14 protein-coding genes and 1 other RNA gene are annotated in these 11,914 nt (G+C 49.8%); 11 read left to right on the top strand and 4 right to left on the bottom strand.

Annotation, left to right across the window (positions count from 1 at the left end):
* From zapE to ACQY8X_RS13015, 8 genes are all read left to right on the top strand, one after another.
* Positions 1–580 (top strand): cell division protein ZapE (gene zapE / locus ACQY8X_RS13050; protein WP_428035576.1); only part of this gene is annotated, 580 nt, incomplete at its 5' end.
* Positions 581–994: 414 nt separating this feature from the next.
* Positions 995–1,423 carry a 50S ribosomal protein L13 gene (gene rplM, locus ACQY8X_RS13045; protein WP_428035575.1) on the top strand — a complete coding sequence of 143 codons (429 nt, stop codon included), beginning with the start codon at positions 995–997 and terminating at the stop codon, positions 1,421–1,423.
* Between the two features lie 13 nt (positions 1,424–1,436).
* Entirely contained in the window at positions 1,437–1,829 is a 393-nt protein-coding gene (rpsI, locus tag ACQY8X_RS13040) for a 30S ribosomal protein S9 (protein WP_428035574.1), read from the top strand.
* A gap of 291 nt (positions 1,830–2,120) precedes the next feature.
* A complete protein-coding gene (petA, locus tag ACQY8X_RS13035; RefSeq protein WP_428035573.1) occupies positions 2,121–2,717 on the top strand; it encodes a ubiquinol-cytochrome c reductase iron-sulfur subunit in 597 nt (198 codons plus the stop codon).
* The gene (locus ACQY8X_RS13030; RefSeq protein WP_428035572.1) at positions 2,717–3,964 is read left to right on the top strand and encodes a cytochrome b; all 1,248 of its coding nucleotides are present in this window, start codon (positions 2,717–2,719) and stop codon (positions 3,962–3,964) included. Before petA ends, ACQY8X_RS13030 begins: the two co-directional genes overlap by 1 nt.
* Complete coding sequence (locus tag ACQY8X_RS13025) at positions 3,964–4,725, top strand: cytochrome c1 (protein WP_428035571.1); 762 nt, start codon at positions 3,964–3,966, stop codon at positions 4,723–4,725. The genes ACQY8X_RS13030 and ACQY8X_RS13025 overlap by 1 nt, the downstream gene beginning before the upstream one ends.
* Before the next feature lie 90 nt (positions 4,726–4,815).
* Positions 4,816–5,445 (top strand): stringent starvation protein SspA, encoded by a 630-nt coding sequence (gene sspA, locus ACQY8X_RS13020; protein ID WP_428035570.1) that lies wholly within the window; start codon positions 4,816–4,818, stop codon positions 5,443–5,445.
* A gap of 66 nt (positions 5,446–5,511) precedes the next feature.
* Positions 5,512–5,919 carry a ClpXP protease specificity-enhancing factor gene (locus ACQY8X_RS13015; protein WP_428035569.1) on the top strand — a complete coding sequence of 136 codons (408 nt, stop codon included), beginning with the start codon at positions 5,512–5,514 and terminating at the stop codon, positions 5,917–5,919.
* 122 nt (positions 5,920–6,041) lie between these two features.
* On the opposite strand, the gene ACQY8X_RS13010 is transcribed toward ACQY8X_RS13015, so the two are convergent.
* The 4 genes from ACQY8X_RS13010 to ACQY8X_RS12995 are packed head-to-tail and all read right to left on the bottom strand — an operon-like array spanning position 6,042 to position 9,439.
* The gene (locus ACQY8X_RS13010) at positions 6,042–6,608 is read right to left on the bottom strand and encodes a BON domain-containing protein (protein WP_428035568.1); all 567 of its coding nucleotides are present in this window, start codon (positions 6,606–6,608) and stop codon (positions 6,042–6,044) included.
* A gap of 3 nt (positions 6,609–6,611) precedes the next feature.
* A complete protein-coding gene (locus ACQY8X_RS13005; protein ID WP_428035567.1) occupies positions 6,612–7,202 on the bottom strand; it encodes an SIS domain-containing protein in 591 nt (196 codons plus the stop codon).
* An 11-nt stretch (positions 7,203–7,213) separates the two neighbouring features.
* The gene (locus ACQY8X_RS13000; RefSeq protein ID WP_428035566.1) at positions 7,214–7,597 is read right to left on the bottom strand and encodes a YraN family protein; all 384 of its coding nucleotides are present in this window, start codon (positions 7,595–7,597) and stop codon (positions 7,214–7,216) included.
* An 18-nt stretch (positions 7,598–7,615) separates the two neighbouring features.
* A complete protein-coding gene (locus ACQY8X_RS12995; protein ID WP_428035565.1) occupies positions 7,616–9,439 on the bottom strand; it encodes a penicillin-binding protein activator in 1,824 nt (607 codons plus the stop codon).
* A gap of 40 nt (positions 9,440–9,479) precedes the next feature.
* On the opposite strand from ACQY8X_RS12995, the gene rsmI reads away from it, so the two are divergent.
* From rsmI to mraZ, 3 genes are all read left to right on the top strand, one after another.
* A complete protein-coding gene (gene rsmI, locus ACQY8X_RS12990) occupies positions 9,480–10,316 on the top strand; it encodes a 16S rRNA (cytidine(1402)-2'-O)-methyltransferase (RefSeq protein ID WP_428035564.1) in 837 nt (278 codons plus the stop codon).
* 61 nt (positions 10,317–10,377) lie between these two features.
* An RNA gene (rnpB, locus tag ACQY8X_RS12985) (RNase P RNA component class A) lies at positions 10,378–10,735 on the top strand.
* A gap of 714 nt (positions 10,736–11,449) precedes the next feature.
* Entirely contained in the window at positions 11,450–11,908 is a 459-nt protein-coding gene (gene mraZ, locus ACQY8X_RS12980) for a division/cell wall cluster transcriptional repressor MraZ (RefSeq protein ID WP_428035563.1), read from the top strand.
* The last annotated feature ends 6 nt before the right edge of the window (positions 11,909–11,914 follow it).

The raw sequence follows: 11,914 nt of genomic DNA, 5'->3' as shown, positions 1-11,914 counted from the left end.
TGGTGTGCAGCGGGCCCGCTTCCTGCCGGCTATCGATATGTTGAATAAGTTTACTGATGTTGTGAATGTGGATAGTGGTGTCGACTACCGTTTGCGAACGCTTGAACAGGCAGAGCTGTATCACTATCCACTCGATAGTGCAGCAGATATTAGTTTGAATACCAGTTTTGAAAGCCTGGTGCCTGACATTGAAGAGGTGGTTGAAAACTGTCCTGTCGAGATTAATGGCCGGGATATTAAAGCACGTCGTTGTTGTGAAGATGTTGTCTGGTTTGATTTCAAGGAGCTTTGTGAAGGTCCCCGTAGTCAGAATGACTATATTGAGTTGGGTAAGATCTTCCATGCGGTATTGATCAGTAACGTGCCCCAGTTGGGGCGGAGTAATGATGATGCAGCCCGCCGCTTTGTGAATCTGGTTGATGAGTTTTATGACAGTGGGGTGAAACTGATTCTTTCAGCGCAAACCTCTATACATGAGATATACAGCGAAGGTCGACTGGAGTTTGAGATCCAGCGAACTCAGAGTCGATTGTTAGAGATGCAGTCTCACGAATATCTGGCGAAAGAACATCGGGCTTAAGAGCAGTTGTCAGACGTCGCTGCGCGACTTGCTTGAAAAAAGTTGCCTGTAAAGGCTTATTTTGTGTGTTCTTTAAGGTCGCAGTTGTGTTTGGGTTTTCCAGTTAAGTGCGACGGGAAGAACTGCAGTGTACTGATGTTGCTCCCAGGTGAAATTACAGGTTTTGTTTTTTCTTTTTCTGGCAAGCGACGCAGTCGCGTTCTAACAACTAGCAACTGCGTTTCGCGTTCTAGACAGAAACCGCTTTTTTTATTGGCATCTTTTTTAACTTGCAGTATAATCCGCGCTCCTTCGGATAGGTCCGGGGATTTATGACGTTGTAAATCAAGGTTTGCAACCAATAATTATAAGGTCGTCGAGCATTGCGAGCCCTTTGGTTTCGCGGTAATCAGACTGATGTATAGGTAAATTATCATGACTACATTAAGCGCAAAGCCTGCAGAGGTTAAACGCGACTGGTATGTTATCGACGCTGAGGGTAAAACTCTGGGTCGTATGGCTACTGAAATCGCTCGTCGTCTGCGTGGCAAGCATAAAGCAGAATACACTCCTCACGTTGACACTGGTGATTACATCATCGTTATCAACGCTGAGAAAGTTAACGTAACTGGTAACAAGCGTAAGGACAAAATGTACTATCGCCACACCGGTTACCCAGGTGGTCTGCGTGAAACTTCTTTCGAGAAGATGGTTGAAACTCATCCAACACGCACCATCGAACTGGCCGTTAAAGGTATGCTACCTAAAGGTCCCCTGGGTCGTGCTATGTACACTAAGATGAAAGTGTACGCTGGTGCAGAACATCCGCATGCGGCTCAACAGCCACAAGAACTGAACGTCTAAGGGGCAGGTCAATATGTCTACAACTCAGTATTACGGCACAGGCCGTCGTAAGTCCTCTACTGCGCGTGTATTTTTGCGTCCAGGTACAGGTAAAATCACCGTTAACCAGCGTGAGCTTGATGTTTATTTCGGTCGCGAAACTGCTCGCATGATCGTTCGTCAGCCTCTGAACCTGACTGGTAACGCTGAAAAGTTTGATGTTTACATTACCGTTAAAGGTGGTGGTGGTTTTGGTCAGGCTGGTGCAATCCGTCATGGCATCACCCGTGCGCTGATGGAATACGATGAGACTCTGCGTGCTGAACTGCGTGCTGCTGGTTTTGTTACCCGTGATGCGCGTGAAGTTGAGCGTAAGAAAGTGGGTCTGCGTAAAGCACGTAAGAAACCACAATTCTCCAAGCGTTAATTCGCGGCGATACAGTTCCTGTATCGTACCAGGAAACGCCCGCGCCAGAGATGGTTCGGGCGTTTTTTTGGTTTCAATTGTGGTGGTCTGGGGTGAGGTCAAGAGTAGGTCGACTATAGGCGTAAAAAGGAGGTTTTACCCCTAATTAGCCTTGTAAGAGGGGGGGAATTTCATTACTATTTGTGCCATTTTAAAAATCCGTTAATTCGGGATTCATTACTGAGCAATCGGATAATTGCTGCGCTGCAATATGGCAGAGGTTGGAAGGTTGAGTGAGGGGAGATAATCTTAATGAGTAATGACGGCGTGAATAAGGGGCGGCGACGTCTCCTGATCGGTGCCACCTCTGCTGTTGGGGCAGTGGGTGCCGTAGGAGCAGCAGTTCCGTTCGTGGCTTCATGGTATCCGAGTGCAAAGGCGAAAACCGCTGGCGCCCCGGTTAAGGCTGATATCAGCAAGCTGGAAGTCGGTCAGCAGATGATCGTCAAGTGGCGCGGCAAGCCTGTATGGATTGTTCGTCGCGGACCTGAAGCTCTTGCGAATCTGGCAAAAATTGATGACAAACTGGCTGATCCTAAGTCAGAAGCGCCACAGCAGCCAGATTATATACCGCATACTGATGCACGGGCGATTCGTGAGGATATCGCGGTAATGGTTGGTATCTGTACCCATCTGGGTTGCTCTCCGACCTATCGTCCTGAAATCGCACCTGAAGATCTGGGTGAGGACTGGGTTGGTGGTTTCTACTGCCCATGTCATGGTTCCCGTTTTGACCTGTCTGGTCGTGTAATGAAGGGTGTTCCGGCACCTACTAACCTGGTGATCCCGCCTCATTATTATGAGAGCGACAATGTGATCATCGTTGGTGTGGATCAGGAGACTGCATAATGGCTGGCGCACGTAATAAAGGAAATCCAGGCTTCATGGGCTGGATCGATGATCGTTTCCCGCTAACAGCGATGTGGGATGATCATTTAGCAAAATACTATGCTCCGAAGAACTTTAACTTCTGGTACTTCTTTGGATCACTGGCACTATTGGTTCTGGTTAACCAGCTACTGACTGGTATCTGGCTGACAATGAGCTATAACCCAACGGCAGAAGGTGCTTTTGCTTCTGTTGAGTACATCATGCGTGATGTGGATTATGGCTGGTTGCTACGTTACATGCACTCTACCGGTGCTTCCGCATTCTTTGCTGTGGTTTATCTGCATATGTTCCGTGGTCTGCTGTACGGTTCTTACCGTAAGCCCCGCGAGCTGGTGTGGATCTTCGGTATGACGATCTACCTAGCGCTGATGGCTGAAGCCTTTATGGGCTATCTGCTGCCATGGGGTCAGATGTCTTACTGGGGTGCGCAGGTAATCGTATCCCTGTTCTCTGCGGTACCTGTGATTGGTCCGGATCTGGCTGAGTGGATTCGTGGTGACTACCTGATCTCTGGTATTACCCTGAACCGTTTCTTCTCTCTGCACGTTGTTGCACTGCCAATCGTCCTGCTGGCGCTGGTTGTCATGCACATTATTGCGCTGCACGAAGTGGGCTCTAACAACCCTGATGGCATTGAAATTAAAGAGAAGAAGGATGAGAACGGCGTACCTCTGGACGGTATCCCATTCCACCCTTACTACACTGTTAAAGACATTGTCGGTGTGGTGGTATTCCTGTTCGTATTCTGTCTGATCATCTTCTTCTTCCCGGAGATGGGCGGTTACTTTATTGAGCAGCCTAACTTTGAACCGGCTAACCCGCTGAAAACTCCGCCGCATATTGCGCCGGTATGGTACTTCACGCCGTTCTACGCCATGTTGCGTGCGATTCCACCAATTGCAGCATCTCAGTTCCCAGGCGTTGTGGTAATGGGTGGTGCGATTGCTATCCTGTTTGTCCTGCCCTGGCTGGACCGTAGCCCGGTTAAATCCATACGCTACAAAGGCTGGATGAGCAAACTGTGGTTGGTAATCTTTGCAATCAGCTTTGTTATCCTGGGTTACCTTGGGGTTGTTCCATCTTCTCCTGAGCGTACTGTGGTAGCGCAGATCTGTACTGCACTGTATTTCGCATACTTCTTCCTGATGCCGTTCTACACCAGAATGGAAAGCACTAAACCGGTACCGGAAAGGGTGACAGGCTAATGAAAAAGTTTTTTATCGCTATTATGTTGGTGCTGGTGCCTGTCGTTGCCAGTGCGAATACTGCAGGACCTCATCTGGATAAAATGACTCCGGATCCTGCTAATAAAGAATCGCTACAGCGTGGTATGAAGACCTTTGTAAACTACTGCTTGGGTTGTCATACAGCCAGTTTTCAGCGTTATGCACGTTCTGCAGAAGATCTGGGTATGCCGCCTGAGTTGGTTCAGGAACATCTGATCTTTGGTGATGTCAAGGTCGGTGAGCAGATGACCAATGCCATGGTTAAAACCGATGCTGCTGCATGGTTTGGTAATCCACCGCCAGATCTGACGCTGGAAACCCGTCTGCGTGGTGAAGACTGGGTGTATACATACCTGCGCAGTTTCTACAAAGATCCTGCGCGTCCATGGGGTGTTAACAACGTTGTCTTCCCGGATGTAGGTATGCCTAACATTCTCGAAGGTCTTCAGGGGGAGCAGGTAAGTCACTGTACTAAAGCCGAGCTGCTTGAGCATGTTAAGACTATCGATCCTCTGACAGGTCTGCAGATGGGTGGATGTCTGAGTATTGCTAAGAAGGGTTCGCTGTCTGCTGAAGAGTTTGACAAGACAATCTACGACCTGGTGAACTACATGTCTTATATGGGTAACCCTGTTAAGCTGGAGTCACAGGCTATTGGTTATAAAGTACTGATCTTCCTGTTTATCTTCTTCTTCTTTGCTTACGCGCTGAAGAAAGAGTACTGGAAAGACGTTCACTAAGCGTCTGCCGGTCAGTAATACCGATACGCGGTCCAATTTAGTTGGTCCGCGTATATTTTTTTTATGGAACATGTGAAACGGGGTGATTTAATGGGTGTAGTGGCCAAGCGTTCTTCTATGACTTTTTACTCCGATGGTAATGATCATTACAGCCATCGGGTACGTATCGTTCTGGCAGAAAAGGGTGTTGCAGTTGAGATCAATGATTGCGATCCAAATAACTTGCCTGAGGATCTGGCTTCACTGAATCCGTACAATAACCTGCCGACCCTTCTGGATCGTGAGTTGGTATTGTACGAGCCAAATGTGATGATGGAGTATCTGGATGAGCGTTTTCCTCATCCGCCGCTGCTACCTGTCTATCCTGTCGCACGTGCTGAAAGCCGTCTGTTCATGTATCGTATTCAGCGTGACTGGTGTTCTCTGGCAGATACAATTCTGAGTGCAGAAGATGCTGATGAGGCTGATGAAGCCCGTAAAGCGCTGCGTGACAGTCTGGTTGCTGTTTCACCTATCTTTGGTGAAAAAGACTACTTCATGAGTGAAGAGTTTACACTGGTTGACTGCTGTATTGCTCCGTTGCTGTGGCGTCTGGAAATCCTGGGTGTCGAGTTGCCGGAAGCTCAGTGTAAAGATCTGATTAAATATATGGCTCGCCTGTTTGAGCGTGAGGCATTCCAGATCAGTCTGTCTGAAGAAGAGCGCGAAATGCGTGACTGAAGTTGGACGTGTGATATTAATAGATAAAGGATGGGTTATTACTCATCCTTTTTTTTGGAGTATGTAATGCAATCGAGTCGTGGATATCTTCTCCGGGCGTTGAATGAGTGGATTCTGGACAGTGGCTGGACACCGCATCTGGTGATTGACGCCGAGATTCAGGGTGTGATGGTGCCGCAGCAATTTATCAGTGATGGGCAGATCGTTCTGAATATAGCGCCATCTGCAGTGCAGGGGTTGCTGATTGAAAACCATGCTGTCAGTTTTAATGCCCGCTTTGGCGGTGTGCCGATGAATGTATTTGCGCCGATGGTGGCGGTGATGGCGATCTACGCCCGTGAAAATGGTCAGGGGATGGGGTTTGGGGCTGAGCCGGGTGTTGAAGCGTTGTATGACGGTCAGCCAGAGGATGATTCGCCACCGCCGGAAGCGCCTAAACCGAATAAGCGTCCTTCGCTGAAGGTGGTTAAATAGTGCTGAACTTTGGTGTAGAGGGCTGCTGAGCTTGCGAACCGACCATTCGTCAGGTGATTAGGTGCGGTTTATTGATTGCCGGCACCCTGCGACTATCACAGGGCCGGCGCTGGGTGCTGTAACTAATCTATATATTCAAATATCTTCACGATTTTTTGGATGCCATTGACGCCGCGCACAATCCGTACTGCATTATCTGCTTGGGCACGGGTGACGAGGCCCATCAGATAGACGACGCCGTTTTCAGTGACAACTTTAATTTGCGTTGCATCGACTTGTTTATCGCCGATCATATTGGCTTTGATCTTGGCGGTGATCCAGGTGTCGTTGGCACGAGCCAGGGTTGCGGTTGGGCTGGCGACAGTCAGCTCGTTGTGGATACGGCGAATTTTACGCACCTGGCTGACAATCTGTTCTGCTTCCATGCGAGTCTCTTCGGTAGCCACCTGACCAGTCAGCAGGACGATACCGTTAAAGCTGGTGACGTTCACATGGCTGCTGCTGAGCTCGGTAGAGCCTTTGCTGATGTTGACGTTAGACTTGATCTCAATTAACTCGTCATCGACAAAGCTGCCGGTGGTGCGGTCAGTTGGATTTTCCTTGATAGGCTCCTCTTTAAAGCTGCTGACAATTGTTGAACAGCCGCTGCTTAAAATACCCGCCATAATCAGGATAGCGATGCGTTTCATCAGTTATTCTCCGCCAAAAAGTTGATAGTCTATGAGGTCGCATAGAGCGTGCAGAATTAGTGTCTGAGCACCAAAAATCAGTGCAGGATCATCTGCGGGTATGCAAAATTCGACCTCGTCCGGCAGTAATAGAGAGTGGATATTGTCATTAGTTCCCCCGGTCAGTGCAATTACCAGCATATCCCGGTCATGAGCTGCCTGAATTGCTTGTACCAGGTTAGCCGTGCGGCCATCATTTGAAAGGATAAGTAGCAGGTCGCCAGGTTGTCCGAGGGCGCGAATCTGTTTAGAAAAGATTTCGTTAAACTGATCATCATGGGCGATACCTGTCAGTGCTGCGCCATCGGCGCTGAGGCAGATGGCAGGTAAGCCTGGCCGCTCATGGCGAAACTGATTCATCAGTAAGCTGCTGAAATGTTGTGATAATGCTGCGCTGCCCCCATTGCCGCAGCAGAGAATCTTGTTTTCAGACATCAGGCAGCTGAGTAACAGCTCTCCGGCATGTGAGATCAGTGGGGTGTATTCTTCGATGGTTTGGGCATTAACCTCCATGCTGTTATGGAACAGGCTAATAACTCGGTCTTGAAGTACCATCGGTGCTCCTGTCAGAAAGTGGCTTCAGGTCTGAAGGCGTCTTTATACCATACAGGGCGGGAATCTCCACTCCCGTTATTCTGTTTGGCTTCAAAAGCAATTACATCAAACCGACATATTGGCAGGTTACTGCTTTTCTGCTGGCTGAGATAGTAACTGGCTGTTTTTATTAATTTCTTCTGTTTATATATATCGACAGAGAGGCTTGCGCCACCCCAGTGGCTATGGCGCCTGCTGCGCACTTCGATAAATACCAGTTGCTCACGGTCCTGCATAATCAGGTCGATCTCGCCAAAGCGGCAGTGATAATTACGGCTGATTAGCGTGAGGCCTTGTTGCTTCAGGTAGATCAATGCTCTCTGCTCGGCGTCCCTGCCGATCTGCTGTCTGTCCATGCTTAACTCTATCCGGGTTTAGTTGTTTGCGCCTTCAGCCTGGGCGATTCCCTGTTTGAAGGTTACCCAGTTAAGGGTGCGTACAATCTGATTGTATTTGCCGATTGAGAGTGATCCTGTCTCGCCCTCTATCTTAGCAGACGCGGAGGCGGATAGTTGGGCAAGATAAGGAAACAGACCGAAAGCATCGATCCCCAGTGCGTAGAGGCGGCCAAAGCGGCTGTTGGTGTCGTCGCGTAACTGTGCCAGTTGCAGATGGGTGGTGGACGGCGCGACGCTCAGCCATGGTGTGGCGACAAAGCGAATGCCGTTGAGGTCCTGATCCTCAATCGCTGACTCCGTGCCGGTATAAATCTGTGACGTTGCGTAAACCGGAATGTTTCCTGCGTAGTGGAATGCCAGTGTGGGTTTGATTTGTCGGGCGGTTTGCGGCAATGCGGAGAGGAAGATTGCATCCACATCCTGCCGCCTGCGGCTTTCAAATTCGGGTCGCTCGCCAATAATCCGGCTAAGCTGAGTATCCCGCTCGTTACTCTTCTGTGTGCCTAGCATTGTGGCTATCTGTTCAGAGTAGTTGGTATCGTTACTGTAGGTGAAGCTATCCAGGATGGTGCCTCCGAGTTCGGTAAAGCGCTGCTTGAAGGCGATTGCTGAGCGAGCTCCCCAGTCAGTGTCGGGGGTGTAGATCAGAACCTGTTTTTTCTGATCCTGCCATGCTTGTTCAGCTGCCTGGATCGCTTCATCTTCAATCGCAAGTCCGAACTGATAGACGTTCGCTTGCTGGCGGCCGGGAGTGGTGTTGAGTGTCAGCGTTGGAATGGGGGCCGGACCAAAGCTGATCAGACTCTCTACCAGCTCTTTCTGTAATGGGCCAATGATCAGGTCGATGCCTCGTTCCTGCGCCACCTGATAGAGCTGTTCGGGATTGCTGATTTTGGTGGAATCCAGCATGGTGATTTTGGCATTGGTTCTACCTGCTTTGACGGCATTGTAGTAAGCGGTCATAAAGCCGGTGGTTATCGCTTCAGCCGGTTTTTCCAGATTACCGCTCATTGGCAAATAAAGTGCAATATGCTCCGCGCTGAGGGTGTCAGTGGCGGTGATTGCCCGCAGAGCATCTGGTGGGGTCTGTTGTGCCGGATGCGACTGCCAGAGGATCTCCCACTGCTGCATCTGCTTGTTTTGCTGACTCAGGTCCAGGGGGTTGGCGGCGCTGAGTGCCAGTTCATACCAGCCCTGCTGATAGTAGCTGTTATCAGGTCGCAGGCTTAGCTGTTTTAGCTGGTCTGTCGGAATCTGGGTGAGTAGGGTCCAGATACGGTTGTGCAGTGCCTGAGTCTTGTCCGCGGGGCTGTAACTGCTGAGCTGAATCAGTTGTTGCAACTCGCTGAGCGTGTCTTGCTGGTAACGGTAGGCGTCGGCCTGCATCTCGCCCAGTTGATACTGCTGTTCTGCCGGTAGGTTGTGTGTGGTTTCGGGTGGCAACTGTTGCAGATAGCGCAGGGCGCTCTGGCCGTCCTGTTGTTCCAGCGCGGTGCGGGCTTTCAGCTCAGATATCTCAAACTGCAGGGCGGGGGTCAGCAGCTGCATGTCGACCTCATCCAGCAGACGGGAGGCTTCCTCCTGGCGATCCTGCATAATCAGAATACGAGCCGCTTCTGCTTTCAGTTGCGCGGCTTTTATGGGAGCAGCGGTTTCTGCTTGCTGGATTAACTCAGCGACTTGCTGCATGGGGTCGTCAGACCGCTGTGTGGCAATGTTGCTCTGCTGGGAACCACAACCTGCCAGAAAAAGTGTCACGCTGGCGGTCAGTAGCAGAGACAGGCGGCTTGGAAACGTCATATACTTTCACACCCTGAATTTATAAATGGCTCGAATACCGATGTCCGAAGCAGTTTTGTATGTAGTCGCAACGCCGATTGGCAATTTGGAAGATATGACGCCGCGCGCGCTCCGTATACTGGAGTCGGTTGCATTAATTGCGGCTGAAGATACCCGCCATAGTGGACGTTTGCTGTCACATTTTAATATCAAGACGCCGATGATAGCAGTTCATGACCATAATGAACGCCAGCAGCAGCAAAAAATTATCGAAAAGTTGCAGCAGGGGGATGATATTGCGCTGATTTCTGATGCGGGAACGCCGCTGATCTCTGATCCCGGCTTTGTTCTGGTGCGTGAAGTCCGGGCTGCCGGATTCAGGGTTGTGCCACTTCCCGGGTGTTGTGCCCTGGTTGCTGCGCTTTGTGCTGCGGGTGTGCCGTCCGATCGTTTTGCCTTTGAGGGCTTTCCGCCGGCAAAGTCGCAGCAGCGGGTTAATTTTTATAGTGCACTGGCGGCTGAAAACAGAACGCTGATGTTTTATGAGTCGCCTCACCGGATTATCGATAGCTTAAAAGATATCGTGACCGCCTTTGGTGCTGAGCGCCCTATAGCAATAGCCCGGGAGCTAACCAAGACATTTGAAACTTTTCTCAGTGGTACAGCAGAAGAGGTGTTGGCGCAGGTTGAGGCTGATCCTAATCAGCGCAAGGGAGAGTTTGTGTTGATGGTTGAGGGGGCGCCGCAACAGGATGATAGTCTGCTTGATCCTCGCAGTAGTGAGGTGTTGGATATCCTGCTTGAGGAGCTTTCCGTGAAACAGGCTGCGGCGCTGGCGGCAAAAATTACCGGTGTCAAAAAGAAGGTAATGTATCAGGCGGCGCTGGATCGAAAATAATCCCCACCTGCGTCACGGTTCTGCTTGCTTATAGCGGGCTTGCTGGTATCCTGTGCGCCGTAGAGTTCGCCAGACAATCGCTGCTCCTGTAAGGGAGGGGAGGAAAGTCCGGGCTCCATAGGGCAGGGTGCCAGGTAATGCCTGGGGGGCGAAAGCCTACGGCAAGTGCAGCAGAGAGCAAACCGCCTACGTTTCCTGTTTACAGGAAGCCGGTAAGGGTGAAAGGGTGCGGTAAGAGCGCACCGCGTGCGTGGTAACACGTCACGGCAAGGTAAACCCCACCTGGAGCAAGACCAAATAGGAATCCATGAGGCATGGCCCATGCTGGATTCGGGTAGGTCGCTTGAGGCCTGTGGTGACGCAGGTCCTAGATGAATGATTGTCCTCGACAAAACCCGGCTTATCGGCGAACTCTACATTTTTTACACCTCATAATACCCGCACCTCTTAAACCCCATGAGCTTGAGATGAGCGCTTGTCCTCGACAACTCTTCAAAAAGCTCGGGGCTTATCGGCGAACTCTACACTTATTTAACTCAGATGAATGATTGTCCTCGACAGCTCTTGAAGAAAGCTCGGGGCTTATCGGCGAATTCTACACATTTTCTAAATCCCATAAGCTCATCATGATAGGTTGTCCTCGACAGCGCTTGAGGAAAGTTCAGGGCTTATAGGCGAGCTCCAAAAATTTTTATATTTTATAATCCTCATATCTCTTAAATTCCATAAGTTTGATAGGGAGGCTTGTTCCTGGCAGTGCTGTAAAAATCTCTGGACTTTTTGTTTTTGTTTTACTGTTCCGGTAATCCGTTCAGGCTTCCTGATCTTTCAGTGGCGCGGCTTTGAATTGAATGCTCTGCTAGCGATGAGTATTTTTCTTTTTCTTTCATCTGAAAGTTGCCTCTATCCTTTAGTTGTTGATTGTCTCTTGTTTCAACTCCCTGTTTTATCTCCGGTTTTTTTTTAGTGCTCTGATGCAGGAAAAAACTGTATTCGTCAGGTTCATAATCCAGCTTTTTATAGTGCTTTACTGAGGAGTTTCTCCCTTGCAAACCAGTGGGTTAATTCCTATAGTGTGCACTAGTGGGAAATTGTGGGTAAATGTGGGTTAATTTGGTTTTTGGGAGAACTTTTTGCAGTTTCGTGGTGTCAATCCAATCAATCTGGATGCTAAAGGCCGCATGGCTATACCGGCACGCTACCGTGATGCAATCACGGAGCATTGCTGTGGGCACCTGGTTGCGACGATTGATACGGAAGAACGCTGCTTGTTGTTGTACCCGCTGGCTGAATGGGAAGTGATACAGGAAAAGATTGAAGCGCTCCCCAGTTTTAACCCAGCAGCCCGCCGTATTCAGCGCTTATTGATTGGCCATGCTACTGATATTGATATGGATGGCAATGGGCGTTTACTGTTGCCCGCGCCGTTGCGTGAGTATGCCGGACTGAATAAAAAGATTGTTCTGCTGGGGCAGGGTAATAAGTTTGAGATCTGGAGCGAAGATCTCTGGCTGGCGACCCGTGAAGAGTATCTGGCAGAAGCGGATGGTGGTGCAGAGCTACCGGACGAATTACAGAATTTATCACTTTAAACCGAC

This window comes from Amphritea sp. (assembly GCF_050300915.1).
Taxonomy (GTDB): Bacteria; Pseudomonadota; Gammaproteobacteria; order Pseudomonadales; family Balneatricaceae; genus Amphritea.
The sequence above is the reverse complement of the archived record's forward strand: the minus strand, read 5'-3'. Positions and strand labels throughout refer to the sequence as shown.